20 protein-coding genes are annotated in these 23,117 nt (G+C 72.1%); 17 read left to right on the top strand and 3 right to left on the bottom strand.

Annotated features, from left to right (window positions below; translation table 11 throughout):
* Nucleotides 1–4 precede the first annotated feature (4 nt).
* The 8 genes from ABZX40_RS10795 to ABZX40_RS10760 all read left to right on the top strand — a co-directional run bounded on the left by ABZX40_RS10795 (nt 5) and on the right by ABZX40_RS10760 (nt 10,855).
* A complete protein-coding gene (locus tag ABZX40_RS10795) occupies nt 5–979 on the top strand; it encodes a sugar ABC transporter permease (RefSeq protein ID WP_355746896.1) in 975 nt (324 codons plus the stop codon).
* A complete protein-coding gene (locus ABZX40_RS10790) occupies nt 976–1,893 on the top strand; it encodes a carbohydrate ABC transporter permease (RefSeq protein ID WP_355746893.1) in 918 nt (305 codons plus the stop codon). The genes ABZX40_RS10795 and ABZX40_RS10790 overlap by 4 nt, the downstream gene beginning before the upstream one ends.
* Before the next feature lie 151 nt (nt 1,894–2,044).
* A complete protein-coding gene (locus tag ABZX40_RS10785; RefSeq protein ID WP_355747032.1) occupies nt 2,045–3,364 on the top strand; it encodes a glycosyl hydrolase in 1,320 nt (439 codons plus the stop codon).
* Complete coding sequence (locus tag ABZX40_RS10780; protein WP_355746890.1) at nt 3,361–5,412, top strand: endo-beta-N-acetylglucosaminidase; 2,052 nt, start codon at nt 3,361–3,363, stop codon at nt 5,410–5,412. The genes ABZX40_RS10785 and ABZX40_RS10780 overlap by 4 nt, the downstream gene beginning before the upstream one ends.
* A gap of 243 nt (nt 5,413–5,655) precedes the next feature.
* Nucleotides 5,656–8,676: a glycoside hydrolase family 38 C-terminal domain-containing protein gene (locus ABZX40_RS10775; RefSeq protein ID WP_355746888.1), complete on the top strand. Its 3,021-nt coding sequence runs from the start codon at nt 5,656–5,658 to the stop codon at nt 8,674–8,676.
* 67 nt (nt 8,677–8,743) lie between these two features.
* Nucleotides 8,744–9,781: a GlxA family transcriptional regulator gene (locus ABZX40_RS10770; RefSeq protein WP_355746885.1), complete on the top strand. Its 1,038-nt coding sequence runs from the start codon at nt 8,744–8,746 to the stop codon at nt 9,779–9,781.
* 414 nt (nt 9,782–10,195) lie between these two features.
* Nucleotides 10,196–10,432 (top strand): hypothetical protein, encoded by a 237-nt coding sequence (locus ABZX40_RS10765; RefSeq protein WP_355746882.1) that lies wholly within the window; start codon nt 10,196–10,198, stop codon nt 10,430–10,432.
* A gap of 12 nt (nt 10,433–10,444) precedes the next feature.
* Nucleotides 10,445–10,855 carry a DUF6281 family protein gene (locus tag ABZX40_RS10760; protein WP_355746879.1) on the top strand — a complete coding sequence of 137 codons (411 nt, stop codon included), beginning with the start codon at nt 10,445–10,447 and terminating at the stop codon, nt 10,853–10,855.
* Between the two features lie 196 nt (nt 10,856–11,051).
* On the opposite strand, the gene ABZX40_RS10755 is transcribed toward ABZX40_RS10760, so the two are convergent.
* Together ABZX40_RS10755 and ABZX40_RS10750 are read right to left on the bottom strand one after the other, a co-directional pair.
* Nucleotides 11,052–11,702, bottom strand: coding sequence for an HD domain-containing protein (locus tag ABZX40_RS10755; RefSeq protein WP_355746876.1), 651 nt, complete (start codon nt 11,700–11,702; stop codon nt 11,052–11,054).
* 336 nt (nt 11,703–12,038) lie between these two features.
* A complete protein-coding gene (locus tag ABZX40_RS10750; RefSeq protein ID WP_355747029.1) occupies nt 12,039–12,776 on the bottom strand; it encodes an FCD domain-containing protein in 738 nt (245 codons plus the stop codon).
* A gap of 227 nt (nt 12,777–13,003) precedes the next feature.
* Here ABZX40_RS10750 and ABZX40_RS10745 point away from each other — a divergent pair, with 227 nt between their 5' ends.
* The 8 genes from ABZX40_RS10745 (at nt 13,004) to ABZX40_RS10710 (ending at nt 21,014) form a co-directional block, all read left to right on the top strand.
* On the top strand, nt 13,004–14,074 hold the full coding sequence (locus ABZX40_RS10745; RefSeq protein WP_355746873.1) for a sugar ABC transporter substrate-binding protein: 1,071 nt from the start codon (nt 13,004–13,006) through the stop codon (nt 14,072–14,074).
* Nucleotides 14,071–15,672, top strand: coding sequence for a sugar ABC transporter ATP-binding protein (locus tag ABZX40_RS10740; protein ID WP_355746870.1), 1,602 nt, complete (start codon nt 14,071–14,073; stop codon nt 15,670–15,672). Before ABZX40_RS10745 ends, ABZX40_RS10740 begins: the two co-directional genes overlap by 4 nt.
* Entirely contained in the window at nt 15,665–16,693 is a 1,029-nt protein-coding gene (locus tag ABZX40_RS10735) for an ABC transporter permease (protein ID WP_355746867.1), read from the top strand. The genes ABZX40_RS10740 and ABZX40_RS10735 overlap by 8 nt, the downstream gene beginning before the upstream one ends.
* A gap of 137 nt (nt 16,694–16,830) precedes the next feature.
* Complete coding sequence (locus ABZX40_RS10730; RefSeq protein ID WP_355746864.1) at nt 16,831–18,180, top strand: L-fuconate dehydratase; 1,350 nt, start codon at nt 16,831–16,833, stop codon at nt 18,178–18,180.
* Nucleotides 18,177–18,935 carry an SDR family oxidoreductase gene (locus ABZX40_RS10725; RefSeq protein WP_355746862.1) on the top strand — a complete coding sequence of 253 codons (759 nt, stop codon included), beginning with the start codon at nt 18,177–18,179 and terminating at the stop codon, nt 18,933–18,935. The genes ABZX40_RS10730 and ABZX40_RS10725 overlap by 4 nt, the downstream gene beginning before the upstream one ends.
* Nucleotides 18,932–19,867, top strand: coding sequence for an aldo/keto reductase (locus ABZX40_RS10720; protein ID WP_355746860.1), 936 nt, complete (start codon nt 18,932–18,934; stop codon nt 19,865–19,867). Before ABZX40_RS10725 ends, ABZX40_RS10720 begins: the two co-directional genes overlap by 4 nt.
* On the top strand, nt 19,864–20,178 hold the full coding sequence (locus tag ABZX40_RS10715) for an L-rhamnose mutarotase (RefSeq protein WP_355746858.1): 315 nt from the start codon (nt 19,864–19,866) through the stop codon (nt 20,176–20,178). The genes ABZX40_RS10720 and ABZX40_RS10715 overlap by 4 nt, the downstream gene beginning before the upstream one ends.
* Nucleotides 20,175–21,014, top strand: a complete 840-nt coding sequence (locus ABZX40_RS10710) for an amidohydrolase family protein (protein ID WP_355746855.1) — start codon at nt 20,175–20,177, stop codon at nt 21,012–21,014. The genes ABZX40_RS10715 and ABZX40_RS10710 overlap by 4 nt, the downstream gene beginning before the upstream one ends.
* Before the next feature lie 21 nt (nt 21,015–21,035).
* On the opposite strand, the gene ABZX40_RS10705 is transcribed toward ABZX40_RS10710, so the two are convergent.
* Nucleotides 21,036–22,451: a lipase maturation factor family protein gene (locus ABZX40_RS10705; RefSeq protein WP_355746852.1), complete on the bottom strand. Its 1,416-nt coding sequence runs from the start codon at nt 22,449–22,451 to the stop codon at nt 21,036–21,038.
* A 179-nt stretch (nt 22,452–22,630) separates the two neighbouring features.
* Here ABZX40_RS10705 and ABZX40_RS10700 point away from each other — a divergent pair, with 179 nt between their 5' ends.
* The gene (locus ABZX40_RS10700) at nt 22,631–23,014 is read left to right on the top strand and encodes a hypothetical protein (protein ID WP_355746849.1); all 384 of its coding nucleotides are present in this window, start codon (nt 22,631–22,633) and stop codon (nt 23,012–23,014) included.
* Nucleotides 23,015–23,117 lie beyond the last annotated feature (103 nt).

The raw sequence follows: 23,117 nt of genomic DNA, 5'->3' as shown, positions 1-23,117 counted from the left end.
CACCATGGCGAGTCCCGCGATCCCCGGGGCCAAGGGCCCCGCCCCCCGGGTACGGCGTCCAGCGCACCCCGACTCCCGGGTACGGCGTCCCGTACCCCCCGAATCCCGGGTGCAGCGTCAGCTGCCCACCAGCCCCTGGCTGTTCGCCGCGCCCGGACTGCTCATCATCGGCGCGTTTGTTCTGTATCCGTTCATCTCCACACTGATCAACTCCCTGACCGATCGCCGCACCCTGATCCCCGGCGAGTTCATCGGCCTCGCCAACTACCGCGAGATGCTCCAGGACGACATGTTCTGGATCGGTCTGCGCAACAGCTCGCTCTATGTCCTCGGCGTGGTCCCCGCCCTGGTGATCCTGCCGCTGCTGCTCGCCCTGCTGGTGCAGAAGACCATCCCCGGCATCACCTTCTTCCGCTCCGCCTTCTACACCCCGGTCGTCGCCTCGATCGTCGTGGTCGGACTGATCTGGGTCTGGCTGCTCGACGAACGCGGCCTGGTCAACGCGGTCCTGGAGACCATCGGCGTCGGCCGGATCGGCTTCCTCAGCGACCAGTGGCTGCTGCTGCTCAGCGCCATGACCGTCACGGTCTGGAAGGGCCTCGGCTACTACATGATCATCTATCTGGCGGCGCTCGGGAACGTCCCACGTGAACTGCACGAGGCCGCCTCCGTCGACGGCGCCGGAGCGGTCCGCCGCTTCCTGACCGTCACCGTGCCCGCCGTCCGCTCCACCATGGTCCTGGTCGGCGCGCTCTCCTCGGTCGCCGCCTTCAAGGTGTTCTCCGAGGTCTATCTGATGGCCGGACCCACCGGCGGACCGGCCGGCGAGGACACCACCCTCGTCATGCTCGTCCAGCGCACCGGCACCGGACTCACCGGCCGGGTCGGCTACGCCTCCGCGATCAGCGTGGTCGTGTTCGTGGTCACCGTGATCCTGATGCTGCTCGTGCTGCGCGCCGACCGGAAGGAGGACCGATGAGCGTGATCGAGAAGACCCGCCCCAACGAAGCACCGCCCGCCCCGGCCCGGCGCGCACCCCGGCGGCGGCTCACCGACGAGAACGGCCGCCGCATCCCCGGCTGGGAACTCGCCCTGCGCTACACCCTGCTGCTCGCCGTGCTCGCGCTGATGATCGGCCCGTTCCTGTGGCAGCTGTCCACCTCGCTCAAGGGGCCGACCGAGGACATCTTCAGCTCCCCGCCCAAGTTCCTGCCCGGCGAGCCGACCCTGCACAACTACCAGCGCGTCGCCGACACCATCCCCGTCTGGGACTACGCCTTCAACTCCCTGAAGGTCGCCGTCGCCAACGTGGTCACCAACTGCGTCGGCGCCGCCCTCGCCGGATACGCCCTGGCCCGGCTGCGCTACCGGGGCCGCCGCGCCGCCACCCTGGCCTTCGTCCTGGCGATGCTCGTGCCCGTGGAGGGCATCATCATCGCCCAGTTCACCACCATGCGGGAGCTGGGCCTGAACAACACCCTGCTCGGTGTGCTGCTGCCCGGCTGTGTCGCCTCGCTCAACGTCCTGCTGATGCGCAACGCCTTCCTGAACGTGCCCTACGAGATCGAGGAAGCCGCATTCGTGGACGGCGCCAACGTCTGGCAGCGGTTCCTGCGCATCGCGCTCCCGTCCGTCAAGGGCACCCTGGCCGTCGTCGCCATCTTCGCCTTCATGGGCGCCTGGGACGACTTCCTGTGGCCGCTGATCGTGCTGAGCGATCCGTCCAAGTTCACGCTCACCATCGGACTGAACTATCTGCACGGCACCTTCGCCAACGACGAACGCCTCGTCGCCGCCGGAACGATCATCGCCGTCGCCCCGCTGATCCTGCTGTTCGCCTGCCTCCAGCGGTACTTCTTCCGCGGGGTGGGGGAGGGGGCGGTGAAGGGCTGAGCGTGATCACCTGATGGTGATCGCCCGCTGGTGATCACCTGATCGTTCGATCACCAGCAGACCTCCCACCCTCATCCGAACACGACCCGCCCCCACCCGAACAGCACCCCCGCACAACCGAACCGGGACCCTCATGTCTTCTGCTGCTGCCGTGCGCTTCGGCGTCAACTACACCCCCAGCGAAGGGTGGTTCCACCACTGGCTCGACTTCGACGCCGACTCCGTGCGCGCCGATCTCGACTCGATCGCGGCGCTCGGACTCGACCACATCCGGGTGTTCCCGCTCTGGCCGTACTTCCAGCCGAATCGATCGCTGGTCCGCCCGCGCGCGGTCGAACAGCTCGTGACCCTGGTGGACGCCGCCGGTGAACGCGGACTCGACGTCAATGTGGACGGCCTCCAGGGCCATCTGAGCAGCTTCGACTTCCTGCCCGCCTGGACCCGCACCTGGCACCGCCGCAATCTGTTCACCGACCCCGAGGTCCTCGACGGCCAGGCCCAGCTGCTGCGCACCCTCGCCGCCGCCCTCGCCGACCGGCCCAACTTCCTCGGGATGACCCTCGGCAACGAGATCAACCAGTTCTCCGCCGGACCCCACCCCGACCCCGACCGCGCGAGCGCCGACGAGATCGACGCCTGGCTCACCCGGATGCTCGCCGCCTGCGAGGAGGGCGCCCCCGGGAAGCTGCATCTGCACGCCGAGTACGACGCCACCTGGTACCAGGACGACCAGCCCTTCACCCCCGCCCAGGCCGCCCGGCACGGCACCATGACCGCCGTCCACTCCTGGGTGTTCAACGGCACCGCCCAGCGCCACGGACGGCTCTCCGTGCCCACCGAGCACCACGCCGCCTATCTGATCGAACTGAGCAAGGCATGGGCGGACGCACCCCACCGCCCGGTCTGGCTCCAGGAGGTCGGCGCCCCCGCCCCGCTGATCCCGCCCGAGCACGCCGCCGCGTTCACCGAGGCCACGATCGAACACGCCCTGGACTGTCCGGATCTTTTCGGGATCACCTGGTGGTGCTCCCACGACGTCTCCCGCGATCTCGCCGACTTCCCCGAACTGGAATACGGTCTGGGGCTGTTGACCAACGACCGCACCCCCAAGGACACCGCCCGGGTCCTGGCCCGCGCCGCCGAAGCCGCCCGCGCGCGGGCCGCCGCCCACGCCGCACCCCCCGCCGCCACCACCCCCGCCGCCAGCACCCCCACCGCCACCGCCCCCACCGCACCGGCCCCGCGCACCACCGCCCTCGTCGTCCCGGCCGACCCCGCCACCCGTTCCCGCTGCGCCCCCGGCGGCCCCGTCTACGACGCCTTCTTCCGGCTCACCGCCGACGGCGCCCGCCCCACCACCGTCCTCGACACCCGCGCCACCGACCAGCAGCACCTGGCGGCGCGCGGCATCACCGAAGTCGTCACGTCCGACCAGGTACTCCCCACCCCACAAGGAGGCACCCGCTCGTGAACCCCACCAGACGCACCGTGCTGCTCGCCGGAGCGAGCGCCGCCCTGCTCCCGGCGCTGCCCGCCCTCCCCGCCGCCGCGACCCCGGCCACCGGCCCCGGGACCGCCGACGCCCTCGCCACCCCGCTCCAGCCGTACGCCTCGTACTGGTACCCCGACTCGCTGCCCGCCGGGACCCCCGGCACCGGCATCACCTGGCGCAGCCTCAAGAGCTGGCGGGCCGCCGACGACCCCGACCTCGCCTTCAACGCCTCACGCGTCCCGCTCGCCGCCCGCTTCACCCCCACCCCCGCCAACAGCACGGCCCGCACCGGACAGGCCCGTATCCAGTCCCTGGTCTCCTTCGGGCCGACCGCGGGCAACCCCTCCCAGGGCTCGGCCACCGCCGACTACTACGCCCCCACCCACTGGTCCTACCTCGACGAACTGGTCTTCTGGGGCGGCTCCTCCGGCGAGGGCCTGGTCCTCGCCCCCAACGCGCCCCTCGTGGACGCCGCCCACCGGCACGGCGTCCGGGTCCTCGGCAATGTCTTCCTGCCGCCCGCCGCCTACGGCGGCCAGCTGCAATGGACCCGGGACCTGGTCCAGCGGGACGGCACCGGCCGCTACCCGCTCGCCGCGCAACTGGTCGCGGTCGCCAAGGCGTACGGCTTCGACGGCTGGTTCGTCAACGCCGAGACCGGCGGCGGGGACGCGGCCCTCGGCACCGCCATGCAGGGCTTCCTGCGTGAGTTGAAGACCCTCGCCACCGCCGAGGGACAGCGGGTGACCTGGTACGACTCCATGACCACCAGCGGCGCGGTGAGCTGGCAGGGGGCGCTCAACGCCCGCAACGAGCCGTTCTTCCAGGCCGCCGACGACATGTTCCTCGACTTCCGCTGGTCGGCGAGCAGCCTGGTGTCCTCCGGGAACCGCGCTCAGCAACTCGGCCGGAGCCGCTACGAGCTGTGGGCCGGGGTGGACGTCGAGTCCAACGGTTCGGGCTCCAGCGTGAACTGGGACGCGATCGTCCCGCGCACCTCCGCCCACGTCGTCTCGCTCGGCCTCTACCGGCCCGAGTGGACCCGCAACCACCTGCCCGCGAACGCCCGCGCGCCCAAGGACTTCCACGCCGCCGACAACCGGTTCTGGAGCGGGCGCTCGCTGGACCCCACCCGCCCGGACACCGCCGACCCGTGGCGGGCCCCGGCCGTGGTGGTCGCCGACCGCTCCACGGTGACGTCCCTGCCGTTCGCGAGCGTCTTCAACACCGGGCACGGGCTGCGGTATCACGAGGACGGGCAGGTCACCTCGGACCGGCCGTGGAACCATCTCGGGCTCCAGGACCGGCTGCCCTCCCGGCAATGGGTCGTCCGGACCTCGGGCACGCGGCCTGCCGTGGCCTTCGACTTCGCGGACGCCTGGCGGGGCGGCAGCAGCCTCCTGGTCGAGGGTGAACTCACCGCCCCCGTGATCATCGACTTGTACGCGACACAGCTGGCGATCGGTGTTGACTCGGTTGTCGACCTGACGCCCCGCACCGACGCCGGGGGTGTGAACGTCGAACTGGCCGTCGCCACCGCCGAACCCACCACCCCCGGTGCGACACCCCCGTACACCTACTTCCCTGTGAACTCGGTCAACAGCTGGCAGACGGTGACGACACGGCTCACCGGGCTCAGCGGTACCGTCCGGGCGCTCGGCGTCCGGCTCACCCCCACCGGCACGGGCACCGGCACCGTCCGCTGGCGGCTCGGCCACCTCGCCGTCCGCGCCACCTCCGCCACCCCCGGCGCCCCCGCGGCCCCCACCGACGCCCGGGTCACCGCCTCCTCCGGCGGCGAACTGCGCCTGGGCTGGGCGGCGGCGCCCGGCACCGTACGCCACTACTCCGTGCACCGGGTGCTGCCCGACGGGAGCAGGCGGTTCCTCGGGGGCACGGGCCAGCTCGCCTGGTTCGCCGGCGGGCTCGTGCCGGAACCGGGGGAGGGGACGACACGGTTCGAAGTGCGCTCGGTGGGGGAGCTGTACTCGTCGTCGACACCTGCTGTCGTGACCCACACCTGGTAGGTCCACCGCCTGGCCCACCACCGCCTGGCCCACCACCGCCGGGCCCACCACCGCCCGGCCCACCACCGACTGGCCCACCCCCGCCGGGCCCACCACCGCCTGGTGGTGGGACCACCACCCCTGATCAGGCCCCCTGATCAGGTCCCCCGATGACGCCCCCCATCAGGCCCCCGCCCCGGCCCTTGACCAGGCCCCCTGGCAACATCACCACCGCACCACGAAACGATCTACGGAGCACCCCGTATGCATGACGACCGCAGCCTCGTCGAAGGCCGGCTCAAGCGTGTCCTCGACGAACGCATCCGCCCCGCCGTCCACCCCGAGTCCGTGCCGCTCGACGTGGCAGTGTGGCACGCCCCCGACGAACCGGTCCCGGTCGCCGAGGGCCTCGCGGCCGAACCCGAGCCGATCGCGGTCGGCGCCAGATGGGGTGCTCCGTGGGGCACCAGCTGGTTCCGGGTGACCGGCACCGTCCCCGAGGGCTGGGCCGGGCGGACCGTCGAGGCGGTCCTCGACCTCGGCTTCGACGAGAACATGCCCGGCTTCCAGTGCGAGGGCCTGGTCTACCGGCCCGACGGCACCCCGGTGAAGGGCCTCAACCCCCGCAACCAGTGGGTGCGGATCGGCGCCCCGGTGGCGGGCGGCGAGACCGTGACCCTGCACATCGAGGCCGCCTCCAACCCCGTCATCCTCGACTACCACCCCTTCCTGCCCACCCGGCTCGGCGACAAGGACACCGCCGGCACCGACCCCCAGTACACCCTGACCCGCATGGACCTCGCGGTCTTCGACGAGACGGTGTGGCAACTCGTCATCGATCTGGAGGTGCTCGGCGAGCTGATGGCCGAGCTGCCCGCCGACTCCGCCCGCCGCCATGAGATCCTGCGCGCCGTCGACCGGGCACTGGACGCCATCGACCTCCAGGACGTGAACGGCACCGCGTCCGCCGCCCGCGCCCGACTCGAAGGCGTCCTCGCCACACCCGCCGCCCCCTCCGCCCACCGCGTCAGCGCCGTCGGCCACGCCCATATCGACTCGGCGTGGCTGTGGCCGCTGCGCGAGACGGTCCGCAAGGTCGCCCGCACCACCTCCAACATGACCGCCCTGCTGGAGGACGAGCCCGACTTCGTCTTCGCCATGTCCCAGGCGCAGCAGTGGGCGTGGATCAGGGACCACCGGCCCGAGGTGTGGGCGCGGGTGAAGGAGGCGGTCGCCGAGGGCCGGTTCGTGCCGACCGGCGGTATGTGGGTCGAGTCGGACACCAACATGCCCGGCTCGGAGGCCATGGCCCGCCAGTTCGTGCACGGCAAGCGCTTTTTCCTGGACGAGTTCGGCATCGAGAACGACGAGGCGTGGCTGCCGGACACCTTCGGCTTCGCCGCCGGGCTCCCGCAGATCATCAAGGCGGCCGGGGCCAAGTATCTGCTCACCCAGAAGATTTCCTGGTCGCAGACGAACAAGTTCCCGCACCACACCTTCCGCTGGGAGGGCATCGACGGCACCCGGATCTTCACCCACTTCCCGCCCGTCGACACCTACAACTGCTCCATGAAGGGCAGCGAGATCGCCCACGCGGCCCGCAACTTCAAGGACAAGGGCCGCGCCCGGCACTCCCTCGCCCCCACCGGCTGGGGCGACGGGGGCGGCGGCACCACCCGCGAGATGGTCGCCAAGGCGGCCCGGCTCCGCGACCTCGAAGGCTCCGCGACCGTCACCTGGGAGACCCCCGCCGACTTCTTCGCCAAGGCCGTCGCCGAGTACCCCGAACCGCCCGTCTGGGTCGGCGAGCTGTACCTCGAACTCCACCGCGCCACCCTCACCAGCCAGGCGAAGACCAAGCAGGGCAACCGCCGCAGCGAACACCTGCTGCGCGAGGCCGAACTGTGGGCGGCCACCGCCGCCGTCCGCACCGGAGCGGCCTACCCCTACGAGGACCTGGACCGCATCTGGAAGACGGTGCTGCTGCACCAGTTCCACGACATCCTGCCGGGGTCGTCCATCGCCTGGGTGCACCGCGAGGCCCGCGCCACCTACGACCGGATCGCCGCCGAACTGGAGACGATCATCACCGCCGCGCAGTCCGCGCTCGCCGGTGAGGGCACCACCCCCCTCGTCTTCAACGCCGCGCCCCACGCCCGCCACGGCGTCCCCGCTGGCGGCGCCGCCCCCGCCGTCCCCGCCGGTGCCACCACCCTGACCCCCCGCGACGGCGGCGGCCACCTCCTCGACAACGGGCTGCTCCGCATCGCGGTCGATGCCTCGGGCCTCGTCGTCTCCGCCCATGACATCGATGCCGGGCGCGAGACCATCGCCCCCGGCCGGGCCGCCAATCTGCTCCAGCTGCACCCCGACTTCCCCAATATGTGGGACGCCTGGGACGTCGACGAGTTCTACCGCAACACGGTCACCGACCTCACCGCCGCCGACGAGGTCACCCCCGGCCCCGGCGGCGACTCGGTACGGATCGTGCGCAGCTTCGGCGACTCCCGGGTGGTCCAGGTGCTGACGCTGCCGCCGGGCGAACGGCGGCTCCTCATCGACACCGAGGTCGACTGGCACGAGACGGAGAAGTTCCTCAAGCTGGCCTTCCCCCTCGATGTGCACGCCGAGCGGTACGCGTCCGAGACCCAGTTCGGCCACTTCCACCGGCCCACCCACACCAACACCTCCTGGGAGGCAGCCAAGTTCGAGGCGTGCAACCACCGCTTCGTCCATGTGGAGGAGCCCGGCTTCGGCGTCGCCGTCGTCAACGACTCCACCTACGGCCATGACATCACCCGCACGGTCCGCACCGACGGCGACCTCGGTACGACCACCACGGTCCGGGTCTCCCTGCTGCGCGCCCCGCGCTTCCCCGACCCCGAGACCGACCAGGGCGTCCACCGCTTCCGGCACGCGCTGGTGGTGGGCGCGACCATCGGGGACGCGGTCCGGGAGGGCTGGCGGATCAACCAGCCGGAGCGGGCGCTGACCGGTGCCGGGGAGGTGGCCCCGCTGGTCTCGGCCGACCGGGACGCGGTGGTGGTCACCGCCGTCAAGCTGGCCGACGACGGCAGCGGCGATGTCGTGGTCCGCTTCCACGAGGCGCACGGCGGCCGGGCCCGCGCCACGCTCACCGCCGGGTTCGAGATCGCCGGGGTGGAGGTGACCGACCTGCTGGAACGCCCCCTCGCGGACCCGCCCGCCCCGGAGGCGGACGGCAGGCTGATCCCCGTACGGCTGCGGCCGTTCGAGCTGGTCACGCTGCGGCTGCGGCGGGCGTGAGGGGGGTGGCCGGGGCGGGCGGGGGCTCCGCTTGCCCCGGCCCGCCCTCGCCCACGAGGATCGGGGGATGCGTACGGCACCACCCCACCAGGTCCTGATGGTCGTCTTCGAGGGCGTGCAGATCCTCGATGTCACGGGACCGCTGGAGGTGTACGCGGCGGCCAATGAGCACGGCGGGGCCTACCGCATCACCACCGCCTCGGTGGACGGTGGGCCGGTGACCGCGACGGCCGGGCTGCGGCTGGTCCCCGACCTCGCCCTCAAGGACGTCGACTTCCCCGTCGACACCCTGATGGTGCCCGGCCGCCCCGACTGGTGGGCGGCGGTCGCCGATGTCCCGCTGCTGGACGCCGTACGGCGGCTCGCGGGCGATGCCGGTACGGTCGCCGGGATCTGCGCCGGGGCGTTTCCGCTGGCCGCGGCCGGACTGCTCGACGGGCGCCGGGCGGCCACCCACTGGCGGCTGGCCGCCGATCTCGCCGCCCGCTACCGGGAGGTCGAGGTCGACAGCGACGCCATCTTCGTCCGGGACGGGCGGTTCATCACCTCGGCCGGGATCACCGCCGGGATCGATCTCACGCTGTCGCTGGTCGAGGGCGACCTCGGCCCGGAGGTGGCCCGCGCGGCGGCCCGGCAGCTCGTGGTGTTCATGGCCCGGCCCGGCGGTCAGTCGCAGTTCTCGGTGCGGCAGAGCGCGAAGTACCCGCCGGACTCGGCGGTACGGCGGGTACTGGACACGGTGACCGCCGACCCGCGCGCGGACCACACCCTCGCCTCCATGGCGCGCACGGCCGGGGTCAGCGAGCGCCATCTGTCCCGGCTGTTCCGCGCGGAGACCGGCGGTACCGGCGCGGAGTTCGTGGAGCGGGTGCGGCTGGAGGCGGCGCAGGCGCTGCTGGAGAGCGGCGACGACGGGCTCGACGCGGTGGCACGCGCGAGCGGCTTCGGCTCGGTGGAGACCCTGCGGCGCGCGTTCCGCCGACTGCTGGGGATCACGCCGGGGGCGTACCGGGAGCGGTTCCGGTCGACGGGGCGAGGGACGCCCGGCCGAGGGGGAGCTGACAGTCGATCGGCTTCCGACCGGCGAGGCTTCCAAGGACTGTGACCTCAGCGGGCGCACCGTCGTTCACGGCACGGTGGGCGTCGTCGTTCCCGAGCGAGGGGAGGCCGTCCGTGTCGACGCGCTCGAAGCCGCCGGGGGCGAGGCCGACGGGCTGTCCGTGTCCGTCGCCGCCGATGGCGTCATCAGCTACCGGATCGGTGACGCTCACCCGGCCCCGGCCGACGAACCCGCAGCCGTCGGAGCCATGGCGGCCTGCACCAGGTCGCCTTCGCGGACGCCATCAACAACATCACCGGAAACTACAACGACTGCGGCATCGCCGATACGGTCGACGCCGACTCCAGCTACAAAGGCACGTCCACCTACGAGGCGGACATCAACGCCTCCAGCCAGTGCACGCCACGGGACAAGCAGAACACCTGGGACGCGGGTGACCTGGCCAACGGCCATCTCGCCGTGACCTGCTCGTGGACCGTGGCCGGGACGACCTCCAGCCTGCGGGAACTGATCGAGGCGGATGTCCGGTACAACACGACGGACAACGACTTCACCAACAACCCGCCCAGCACGTGCACCGCTCACTACGACGTCCGGGCGGTCGGAACGCATGAGGCGGGCCATGTGTTCGGCATGGACCATGTCTCGTCCGCCCACCCCGATCTCACCATGGCACCCTTCATCTGGATCTACTGAGGGGGTGGGCTCATGACTCGGCTCACGGGATGGGCCGCTGCGGCCCTGGTGACCGGGGTACTCGTCGGTGCCGGCGCCTGCGGAGCAGGGGACGACGCGGAGGTGGCCTCCCACAGCAGTGGCGAGTCGGCGGGTTCCTGCCCGGCGCAGTTCATCTACCAGGGCCGCACCTACGAGAACGTCGCCAACGTGGAGTTCACGGCCGCGGACGAACTGGGTGTCGCCACCCAGCCGCCATGCGACGACACCGGTGGGGAGACTCCCTCCGACCCGGCTGTGGAGGAGCCCGTCTACGCCATCGAGGGAGTACCGCCCGCGATTGCCGTAGCGGTGGGTGACTCGCCGACGAGCGCCCGGCTGTTCGCCGTGTACACGGGAAGTGAGATTCCGGAGGAAGTCCGGAGACTTGCCGAATCGAGCTGAACCCAGCTGAATCGGTTCGCGTGGCTGCTCTCCTCGGCCCGAGCCGGGGCGAGTACCGCGGCGCGTGCTCGCCCCTATGGAGAACGCGTGACCGGCCGATGCGTGGGGAGTCGTCGGCCGGTCACGCGGTGAACCCGTCGGCCGGGCCCCGCCGGATTCCCGGCGGCGGGGCGGGCGTCGCCGACCGGCGGGTGGCTCACTCGGGCCAGTCGGAGTTCAGGATGATGTCGACGAAGTTCTCCCGCTGGTAGCCCGGCACATACCGCTCCAGGACATCGGCCTTGACATTGCCGAACGTGGTCGCCGGGCGGTGCGCGAGACCGTCGGTGAACTCCGCGAGGATCCGCCGCTTGAAGTCGGGACGCGGATGCTCGGCCACGACCCGCTTCAGCGCCTCGTCACCGATCTCACCCAGGCCCAGGCCCAGGACGTCCGCCTCCACACCGGCGGTGACCAGGGCGACCTCGGGGGCCATGTGCCAGGGGATCTCCGGGGTGGTGTGCAGCGCGATGCCCTGCCAGACCAGATCGGCCGACCCGGCCGGGATCCCGTGCCGGAGCAGGAACGCGCGGGCCTCGTCGGCCGCGTCGATCTCGAAGCGCTGGTCGGCGGTGCGGTAGCGCCGGGTCAGGCCCAGGTCGTGGAAGAGGGCGCCGACGTAGAGGAGTTCGGGGTCGGCGGCCAGACCGCGCGCCCGGCCGCGCAGGGAACCCCAGAAGAAGACCCGCCGGGAGTGGTGGTACACCACATCGGAGGCCGCGTCGCGGACCAGTTCGGTGGCCTCGCGGACCAGGGCGCTGTCCGGCACGGTGATACCGGCGATCTCATGGGGTGAGGTGGTGGTCATCGGGATTGCCTCCTGCGGTTGTGTGCTCACCTCCAATCAACCGCACCGGACCGGGGCCCACAGGTGTCCGTACGGACGCGTGACCCTCGGATCCGGACATCGCCCAACCTGTACCGGACAGCACCAAGCCGGTACCGGACATCGCCCAGCCCTAGCCCGTACCGGACAGCACCAAGCCCGTACCGGACGTCGCCCAGCCCGTACTGGACATCACCCGGCCCCAGCCCGTACTGGACATCGCCCAGCCCCAGCCCGTACCGGACACCACCCAGCCCCAACCCGTACCGCACACCCCCCAGCCCCGGCCCGCGCCGCACACCCCCCAGCCCGTAGGGCTCAGCCGCGTAGCTGTGCCCGCAGCCACTCCTCCACCTCGCCCACATGTGCCGCCGCAGCCGCCCGTGCCGCCTCCGGGTCCCGGGCCGCCAGTGCGCGATGGATCGCCGCGTGCTCGCGCCGGGTGCGGTCGAAGGCGCCCTCCTCCTGGTAGCCGCGCCAGACCCGGGCGCGGAAGGTGCGCGAGGACAGGCCCTCCAGGATCGCGGCCATGGTCTCGTTGCCCGCGGCGGTGGCGATCTCGCGGTGGAAGGCGAGATCGTGGGCGAGGATCTGCTCGGGGTCCTCGGTGGCGTTCATCGCCGCGAGATGGCGTTCGACCTCGGCGAGGGCCGCCGGGGTGATCCGGGCGGCGGCCAGCGCGGTCGCCGTGGACTCCAGGACCCGGCGCACCTCCAGGAGTTCCACCAGCCGGGGCCCGCGCGACAGATCGGCGACCACGCCGAACGTCTCCAGCAGATCACCGGCCTGGAGCTGGGTGACATAGATGCCGGAGCCGTGCCGGGCCTCCAGCACGCCGAGCACGGTCAGCGCGCGGATCGCCTCGCGCATCGAACTGCGGGAGATACCGAGCTGGGCGGCGAGATCGCGCTCGGTCGGCAGCCGCTGCCCCGGCTCCAGCAGCCCCTCGGTGATCATCGCCTTGATCTGCTCGATGGCCCGCTGGGTGACCGTGCCCTTCGGCGCGGGCGCGGACGCGGGCGCGGACGCGTCACCGGCCCCGGCCTCCGCCGTCACCGTCGTCGTCGCCGTCTCGTTCACGCCACTCCTCCAGTCGCCGGGTGCGCCGCAGTCTAACCGGGAATGCCGGGAAGTGGTCGGACCACTTCGGATGTGGTCGGACCACTCGGTCGTGAAGTACCCCGGAAATCGCGGAATTTGGCGTCCGTGGGGTGTTGACGGCGCGAAGTGGTCTGATAAATATGCGGGCAACTGCTCGATCACGCTTCTTGAGGAGCTGGCAGATGGCCGACGGAACTGGGCGTTTCGCTCCCGCACGCGCATCGCGCGCCCTGGCGGTGGCGGTCGGTGCCGCCCTCGCGCTCACGGCGTGCGGCAGCACCGAGGACACGGGGGGCACGGGCGCCGCGGGCGCCGGCGGGGAGGGGCAGGTCGGGGTGATCCTGCCCCTGCTGACCTCACCGTTCTGGCAGTCGTACAACGACTATGTGCCGAAGATGGCGGACGCGGAGGGCGTCGACGCGCTGAAGACGGTCAACTCCAACAGCGACCCCTCCCAGCAGATCACCGACATCAACAACCAGCTCAACCAGGGTGTGAAGGGCCTGGTCGTGGCCCCGCTGGACAGCGCCGCCATCGAGGCCGGGCTCGACCAGGCGGAACGCAAGGGCGTCCCCGTCGTCGCCGTGGACGTGGCGCCCGACCGGGGCGAGGTAGCGATGGTGGTCCGCGCCAACAACGTGGCGTACGGCGAGAAGGCGTGCGAGTACCTCGGCGGGCAGATCCCGTCCGGCAAGGTCGTGCAGATCATGGGCGACCTCGCCTCGGTCAACGGCCGGGAGCGCTCGGAGGCGTTCCGCACCTGCGTCCAGGAGAAGTTCCCGGAGCTGGAGGTGCTGGAGATCCCGGCGAAGTGGGAGTCCGACACCGCCGCCTCCAAACTGGACACACTCCTCAACGCCAACCCCGACATCAAGGGCATCTACATGCAGGCCGGGGGCGTCTACCTCGCGCCCACCCTCCAGACCCTGAAATCAAAGAACCTGCTGAAGAAGACCGGCGAGGACGGCCACATCACCATCGTCTCCAACGACGGCATCCCCCAGGAGTACGAGGCCATCCGCAACGGCGAGATCGACGCCACCGTCTCCCAGCCCGCCGATCTGTACGCCAAGTACGGCATGTACTACATCAAGGCGGCGATGCAGGGGAAGACCTTCGAGCCCGGCCCGACCGACCACGGCTCCGAGATCGTGAAGCTGCCCAGCGGCATCCTGGAGGACCAGCTGCCCGCCCCGCTGGTCACCAGGGAGAACGTGGACGACCCCGAGCTGTGGGGCAACACCGTCGGATGAGCGAGCAGCCTGCACCCCGGCCGCTGGTGGAGGCCCGGGACATCGTCAAGCGCTACGGCCCCACCACCGCCCTGCGCGACGGCCGGCTCACCGTCCTGCCCGGTGAGTCCCACGCCCTCGTCGGCCGCAACGGCGCCGGCAAATCCACCCTGGTCTCGATCCTCACCGGCCTCCAGGCCGCCGACGCGGGCACGGTCCGCTTCGACGGCGAACCGGCGCCCCCGCTCGCCGACCGTGACGCCTGGCGCCGCAAGGTGGCCTGCGTCTACCAGAAGCCGACCCTCGTCCCGGACATGACCGTCGCCGAGAATCTCTTCCTCGCCGAGATCCACGCCGCGCGCTCGACCCGGTCCGCGTCGAGGTCCGGCCCAGGGTCCGGGGGTCGTCCCCCGGGAAGGCACGGCATCGATCGCCGGCCGCTGCGCCGGGGCCTCATCAGCTGGCGCACCCTGCGCGCCGAGGCCGCCGAACTCCTCGCCACCTGGGACGTACGGGTCGACCCGGGGGCCCGCACCGCCGACCTCAGGGTCGAGGACCGGCAACTGGTGGAGATCGCCCGCGCCCTCTCCTTCGGCGCCCGCTTCATCATCCTCGACGAGCCCACCGCCCAGCTCGACAAACGGGAGATCGAGCGCCTGTTCGGCCGGATGCGGACCCTCCAGGACTCCGGGGTGACCTTCCTGTTCATCTCCCACCACCTCCAAGAGGTCTACGAGGTCTGCCAGACCGTCACCGTGCTCCGCGACGCCCGCTGGATCACCACCGCCCCCGTCGCCGACCTCCCGCGCCGCGCCCTCGTGGAGGCCATGGCCGGCGAGAGCGTCGAGGACCGCGCCGACCGGCACCGCACCGCCCCCGCCGCAGTGGACGCCCCCGTCCTGCTCGCCGTCCACGGCCTCACCTCACCCGCGTACGACGGCATCGACCTCACCGTCCGCGAGGGCGAGGTCGTCGGGCTCGCCGGGATCAGCGGCAGCGGCAAGACCGAACTGGCCGAGACCCTCGCGGGACTGCACACCCCGACCTCCGGCACCGCGACGATCGGCGGGACACCGCTGCCCTTCGGTGATGTCCGGGGGGTGCTGGACACCGGGGTGGGCTGGGTGCCGCGCGACCGGCACGACCAGGGACTGGTGCCCGCGATGACCGTCGGCGACAACGCCACCCTGAGTGTGCTGGACCGGCTCGGCCGGTTCGGGTTCGTCGGCGGTGAGCGGCGCCGCGCGGTCGCCGCCGAGCTGGTCGACCGGCTCGACATCCACACCGAGGGCCCCGACCAGCCCGTCTCCGACCTCTCCGGCGGCAACGCCCAGAAGGTCGTCATGGCCCGCGCCCTCGCCTCCGACCCCCGGCTGCTGGTGCTGATCAACCCCACCGCCGGGGTGGATGTGAAGTCCAAGGAATCCCTGCTGGCCCGGATGGACAGCGCCCGCGACGACGGCATCGCGGTCCTCGTCGTCTCCGACGAACTCGACGATCTGCGCCGCTGCGACCGCGTCCTCGTCCTCTTCCACGGCCGGATCGCCGCCGAGCACCCGGCGGGCTGGCACGACCACGAGCTGATCGCCTCCATCGAAGGAGTGGACCACCATGGCTGACACCAAGGCCATGACAGGGGTGCCCGCGGGCACCCGCGCCCCCGCCCCCGCGGCCAGGACCGTACTGCTGCGCCGGGCCCGGGAACTCGCCCTGCTGCCCGCCCTCGTCCTGCTGCTGATCCTGGGCGCGCTGGTCAACGACTCGTTCCTGACCGAGCGCAACCTCGTCTCCATCCTGGGCGCCTCCGCCGCCCTCGCCATGGTGGTGCTCGCCGAGTCCCTGGTGCTGATCACCGGCAGGTTCGATCTGTCCCTGGAGTCCGTCGTCGGGGTCGCGCCCGCCGTCGGCGCCCTGCTGGTGCTGCCCGCCGCCGCCTCCGGCTGGGGCACCGAACTCCCCGCCGGGCTCGCCCTGACGGCCGTCCTCGTCGCGGGCGCGGCGGTCGGCGCCCTCAACGGCGTCCTCGTCGTCAAGTTCAGGCTCAACGCGTTCATCGTGACCCTGGCCATGCTGATCGTGCTGCGCGGACTGCTGGTCGGCGCCACCGAGGGCAAGACCCTGTTCGGTATGCCCGACGCCTTCTACTCCCTGGCCACCACCACCTTCCTCACCATCCCGCTGTCGGTGTGGCTCGCCGGGACCGCCTTCGCGGTGGCCGGACTGGTCCTCCGGTACCACCGCGTCGGCCGCGCCCTGTACGCCATCGGCGGCAACCCGGAGGCCGCCCGCGCCGCCGGGATCCGGGTGGAGCGGGTGATGCTCGGGGTGTTCGTCGTCGCCGGGGTCCTCGCCGCGATCGGCGGGATCATGCAGACCGGATATGTCGGCGCGATCAGCGCCAACCAGGGCAACAACATGATCTTCACCGTGTTCGCGGCGGCCGTCATCGGCGGTATCAGCCTCGACGGCGGCAAGGGCACCATGTTCGGCGCCCTGACCGGCGTCCTCCTCCTCGGCGTGGTGCAGAACCTGCTCACCCTGGCCCAGGTCCCCTCGTTCTGGATCCAGGCCATCTACGGCGGAATCATCCTGGTCGCCCTGATGATCGCCCGCGTGACCACGGGCCGGGCCCAGGACTGACGCCGCTTTCCCCAAGCGGCCCGACCCAGAACCGACACCGCCCTCCCCGATCGGCCGGGCCCAGGACCGACCCCCTGCCCCCCTGGTCCACCACTCCGCCCCCCTCGCCGCCCCCATCGCCGTCCGAAAGGCCCTCCGTGAGCCCGACGCCCGCCCGCATCACCGCGGTCGACACCCACGACATCCGGTTTCCCACCTCGCGCGAGCTGGACGGCTCCGACGCGATGAACCCGGACCCCGACTACTCGGCCGCGTATGTCGTGCTGCGCACCGACGGCGACGAGGAGCCGGAAGGGCATGGCTTCTGCTTCACCATCGGACGGGGCAACGACGTCCAGGTCGCCGCGATCCACGCCCTGCGCCACCATGTCGTCGGACGGTCCGTGGACGAGCTGTGCGCGGACCCCGGATCGCTGTTCCGGGACCTCGTCGGGGACAGCCAACTGCGCTGGCTGGGGCCCGAGAAGGGCGTGATGCACATGGCGATCGGCGCGGTCGTCAACGCCGTCTGGGACCTCGCCGCCAAACGCGCCGCCAAACCCCTCTGGCAGCTCCTCGCCGACGCCGAACCCGAGTGGCTGGTCCGGCAGATCGACTTCCGCTACCTCTCCGACGCCCTCACCCCCGAGGACGCCCTCGACCTGCTGCGCCGGGGCCGCGAGGGCATCGGGGAGCGCCGCGCCCGGCTCCTGGAGCACGGCTACCCCGCCTACACCACGTCCCCCGGCTGGCTCGGCTACGACGACGCCAAACTCACCCGGCTCGCCGCCGAGGCCGTCGCCGACGGGTACCGGCAGATCAAACTGAAGGTCGGCGCCGATCTCGCCGACGACATCCGGCGCTGCCGGGTCGCCCGCTCGGTGATCGGCCCCGACATCCGGCTGGCCATCGACGCCAACCAGCGCTGGGACGTCGCCGAGGCGATCCGCTGGACCGAGGCGCTCACCCCGTTCGACCCGTACTGGATCGAGGAACCCACCAGCCCCGACGACGTCCTCGGCCACGCCGCGATCCGCGCGGCCGTCGCCCCCGTCAAGGTCGCCACCGGCGAACACGTCCAGAACCGCATCGTCTTCAAGCAGCTCCTCCAGGCCGGGGCCATCGACGTCCTCCAACTGGACGCCGCCCGGGTCGGCGGGGTCAACGAGAACCTCGCCATCCTGCTGCTCGCCGCCCGCTTCGGCATCCCGGTCTGCCCGCACGCGGGCGGCGTCGGCCTGTGCGAACTAGTCCAGCACCTCTCGATGTTCGACTACCTCGCCCTCTCCGGCACCACCGAGGACCGGGTCATCGAGTACGTCGACCATCTGCACGAGCACTTCCGCGACCCGGTGGTGATCGGCGAGGGTCACTACCGGGCACCCACCGCGCCCGGGTTCTCGGCCGAGATGCGGCCCGGGTCCATCGAGCGCTACACCTACCCCGGCGGCACCTTCTGGGCCGCCGACCTCACCACCGGGAGCAGCGGGAAGGGACGGGCGGCATGAACGACTTCGAGGGCCTCAGGGCCCTGGTGACCGGCGGGGCCTCCGGCATCGGCCGGGCCACCGCCGAACTGATGGCGGCCCGCGGCGCCCGCGTCGCCGTCCTCGACCTGGACCCGTCGTCCGTCAGGGAACCCCTCATCGGCCACCGCGCCGATGTCACCGACGACACCTCCGTGCGGACGGCGGTCGCGGCGGCCGTCGCCGACCTCGGCGGGCTGGACATCCTGGTCAGCAACGCGGGCATCGGCGCCCAGGGCACCGTCGAGGACAACGACGACGCCGAGTGGCACCGGGTCATGGACGTCAATGTCCTCGGCATGGTCCGCGCCGCCCGCGCCTGCCTCCCGCATCTGCGGAACTCCGCGCACGCGGCGATCGTCCACACCTGCTCCATCGCCGCCACCGCCGGGCTGCCCCAGCGCGCCCTCTACAGCGCCACCAAGGGCGCGGTGTACTCCCTCACCCTCGCCATGGCCGCCGACCATGTCCGCGAGGGCGTGCGGGTCAACTGCGTCAACCCCGGCACCGTGGACACCCCGTGGGTCGGCCGTCTGCTGGACTCCGCCGACGACCCCGCCGCCGAACGCACCGCCCTTCAGGCCCGCCAGCCCACCGGCCGACTGGTGACGGCCGCCGAGGTCGCCGGGGCCATCGCCTATCTCGCCAGCCCCCTGTCCGGCGCCACCACCGGCACCGCCCTCGCCGTCGACGGAGGCATGCAGGGACTCCGGCTCCGCCCGGCGGCCACCCGGTGACCGCCGCCCTGGCCCTCGGCACCGCCCCCCTCGGCAACCTCTTCACCGAGGTCACCGACCAGCAGGCGCACGCCACCGTGACCACCGCCTGGCACCGGGGCGTCCGCGCCTTCGACACCGCCCCGCACTACGGCCTCGGCCTCGCCGAACGCCGCCTGGGTGCCGCCCTGCGCGGCCGTCCCCGCACCGAGTTCACCGTCTCCACCAAGGTGGGCCGGCGCCTGGAACCGGCCGACGGCACCGGCGACGACCTCGCCCACGGCTTCGCCGTCCCCGCCACCCACCGCCGCGTCTGGGACTTCACCGCCGACGGGATCCGCCGCACCCTGGACGCCAGCCTCGAACGCCTCGGCCTCGACCGCGTCGACACCGTCTACCTCCATGACGCCGACGACCACGCCGAGCAGGCGTTCCGCGAGGGCTACCCGGCGCTGGAGAGACTCCGCTCCGAGGGCGTCGTCGGCGCGATCGGCGCCGGGATGAACCAGTCCGCCCTGCTCACCCGCTTCGTCCGGGACACCGACATCGACGTGGTGCTCTGCGCCGGGCGCTACACCCTGCTCGACCAGAGCGCCCTGACCGACCTCCTCCCCGCCGCCCGGGAACGCGGCGTCGCGGTCGTCATCGGCGGCGCCTTCAACTCCGGTCTCCTCGCCGACCCCCGCCCCGGCAGCACCTACGACTACGCCACCGCACCCCCCGGCCTCCTCGATCGCGCCCTGCGCCTCAAGGCGACCGCCGAACGCCACGGCATCACCCTGCGCGCCGCCGCCCTCGCCTTCTGCGCCGCCCACCCCGCCGTCACCGGCGTCCTGGTCGGTGCCCGCTCCGCCGCCGAGGCCGACGACTGCGCCCGGCAGTTCCGCACCCCCGTCCCGGCCGCCTTCTGGCGGGAACTCGCCGACGACGGCGTCCAGGGGGTCCCGGTATGAGGATCGCCCTGCACACCCGGATCCGCCCGGACCACGTCGAGCGGTACGAGGCCGCCCACCGCGAGGTCCCCGAGGAACTGACGGCCGCGATCCGCGCCGCCGGGGCCACCTCCTGGACCATCTGCCGCAGCGGGGTCGACCTCTTCCACCTCCTGGAGTGCGAGGACTACGCCCGGCTCCTCGCCGAGCCGGCATGCCTTCCGCTCAACGCGGCCTGGCAGGCCCGGATGGCCGAACTCCTCGACGTCGTCCACGACTACTCCGCCACCGGCGCGGACGCCGGACTGCCCGTCGTGTGGGAGCTGCCATGACCGTCGACGCCCACCACCACGTCTGGGATCTGACCGTCCGCGACCAGGACTGGATCACCGGGCCCGCGCTGGCGCCGCTGCGCCGGAACTTCACCGCCGACGATCTCGCCCCCGAGGCCCGCGCCGCCGGGGTCGACCGCACGGTGCTGGTCCAGACGGTCACCGTCGCCGACGAGACCCCCGAGTTCCTCGCCCTGGCCGACGGACACGAACTGATCGCCGGGGTCGTCGGCTGGACCGACCTCACCGCGCCCGGTGCCGCCGACGCCCTCGCCGGGCTGCGTGCCCTGCCCGGCGGCGACCGCCTCAAGGGCATCCGCCACCAGGTCCAGGGCGAACCCGACCCCGAGTGGCTGCTGCGCCCCGACGTCCACCGGGGCCTGGCCGCCGTCGCGGACGCCGGGCTGGTCTACGACCTGCTGGTCGTCCCGCACCAGTTCCCCGCCGCCGTCCGGGCCGCCGCCGCGCACCCCGGCCTCACCTTCGTCCTCGACCATCTCGGCAAACCCCCCGTCGCCGCCGGGGAACTGGAACCCTGGGCGACCGGGATCCGCGCGCTGGCCGCGCTGCCGCACACCGTCTGCAAGGTCTCCGGTCTGGTCACCGAGGCCGACCTCGCGTCCTGGACGGTGGCCGACCTGCGCCCCTACACGGACACCGTGCTGGAGGCGTTCGGCCCGGACCGGCTGATGTTCGGCTCGGACTGGCCGGTGTGCACCCTGGCCGCCTCCTACGGCCGGGTGGTGTCGGCGGCCCGGGAACTGACGGCGGCCCTGAGCCCGGGGGAGCGGGACGCCCTCTTCACGGGCACGGCGACACGGGTGTACGGCCTCTGACGCGCCTGACCTCCGGTCCGCCTACCCCAGCCGGGTCGGCGGCAGATACTCCCGGACATACGTCCGCTCCCAGCAGGCGCCCGTCTCCCGCAGCTCCCGCCAGGTGGTGAAGCGGTAGCGGTAGAGGCGGGCGCGGATGAAGCGGGGCGGGGCGCCGGGCGGGAACGGGGAGCGGCGCAGCAGCCGCAGGGTGTCCCGGTCGTCCGCCAGCAGCCGTTCCACCAGCGCCCCGAACCAGTCGTCGGCATAGCCCGGCGACAGCGCCGCGAACCACATCAGCCAGTCCAGCCGGAGATGGTAGGGGGCGAACTGGCGCGGCCAGCGCCGGGGATCGCCGGGCTTGCCCCGGAACTCGTACTCCCGCCAGTCCGTGTCCGGGCCCGGCGGCCCGGGGTCGGCGGTGCCCTCGATCACCACCTCGTGCCGCACCCGGCTGACGCTGCCGAAGGCGCCGTAGGTGTTGACCAGGTGGAGCGGGTCGAAGGAGCGGTTCATGACCTGGCGGCGGGAGACCATGTTGGCCACCGGCCGATAGCTCAGCGCCAGCAGCAGCGCGGACACGGCGAGCACCAGGACGGTGTACCAGAGCGGGGCCGAAGCGGTGGCGGTACCGGTGGTCTCGGAGGACGGGAAGCGGATCGCGGAGAGGGCCAGCACGATGGTGATCCAGTTCAGCCACGAGAAGTTCCCGGAGAGCACCAGCCACAGCTGGGTGAGGATCATCAGCGCGGCGGCGGCCGAGGCGACCGGCTGCGGGGTGAAGAGCAGCACCGGGACGACCAGTTGGGTGACATGGTTCGCCGCCGCCTCCACCCGGTGCAGCGGCTTCGGCAGCCGGTGGAAGAACCAGCTCAGCGGGCCCGGCATCGGCTGGGTCTCGTGATGGTGGTAGAGACAGGTCAGATTCCGCCAGCAGCGGTCCCCGCGCAGCTTGATCAGCCCGGCGCCGAACTCCACCCGGAACAGGATCCAGCGCAGCAGGAACAGCACCACGACCGGCGGCCCCACCTCGTCATTGCCGAGGAACACCGCGAGGAAGCCGACCTCCAGCAGCAGCGACTCCCAGCCGAACGCGTACCAGGTCTGGCCGACGTTCACGATCGACAGGTACATCAGCCAGGGCAGCAGCCACAGCAGCAGCCCCGCCCACAGCGGTACGAGGGAGTCCGCCCCGGCGAGCAGCGCCACCGACACCGCCGCCCCGGACCATGCCCAGAGCGCGAAGAACCGGTCGGAGTAGTGGAGCTGGAAGACGCTGGGCGCCCGCCGGAACGGGACCCGGGCGACATACCGGGGGACCGGCAGCATGCCCCGCCGCCCGATCAGCGCCCGGAACTGGAGCGCCGCCGTCAGAAAGGCCACGAGGTACACGGCGGCCAGCGCCCGCTGGAAGACCAGCCGGCTCAGCTCGTACCCGGATGCGGTGAACCAGTCCACGGCCGTGCGCGCCTCCTGTCCCGGTCTGCTGAGGGTCTCCCGCCGCCCGCATTCTGCCGTCCGGCAGGGCCGGGTTCGCCGGGTTCTCCGGCGTTCTCTCAGGTTCTTCCATTTGCGTGACCCGAGCGGGTGAAGCAGACAATGGGGAGGAATCGACCCTCGGGAGTCGGGAGAGCACGGTGCGTGACGACGATGGCATACCGAAGGGCGGGGCCCGGCTCGCCGGTGCCCTGTCGGTGACCCTGGCGGCCCTGATGGTCGCCGGTTACGGGGCGACCAATGCGGACGCGGCGGACCCGGAGCCTCCGGGTCGGGAGGCGCCGGAGTGCGTGGTGGAGCGGAGGGAGGCGGCGGCCCCAGAGGAGTCGGAGGAGTCGGGTGACTCGGGTGAGTCGAATGGGGTCGGTGAGGCGAGTGAGCCGGATGGGCTGAGTGAGCCGGATGGGCTGAGCGAGGCACCCCTCGACGACGAGATCGGCCCCGACCGCGTCCCCGAACTCCCCGACCTCCGGGACGGTGGCGGACTCGTCCCGGACGACCCCGACGGGCTGGTCGACGAGTGACCTGCGGCTGACCCGAGGCTCACCCGCACAGCGAACCGGAACCGACCCGCGGAGCGACCCGCTGTCCAGACAAGTCGAAGAATCGGTCAAATCCTGACAAGGT

It is taken from the genome of Streptomyces sp. NPDC004610 (genome assembly GCF_040609715.1).
Classification (GTDB): Bacteria; Actinomycetota; Actinomycetes; order Streptomycetales; family Streptomycetaceae; genus Streptomyces.
The sequence above is the reverse complement of the archived record's forward strand: the minus strand, read 5'-3'. Positions and strand labels throughout refer to the sequence as shown.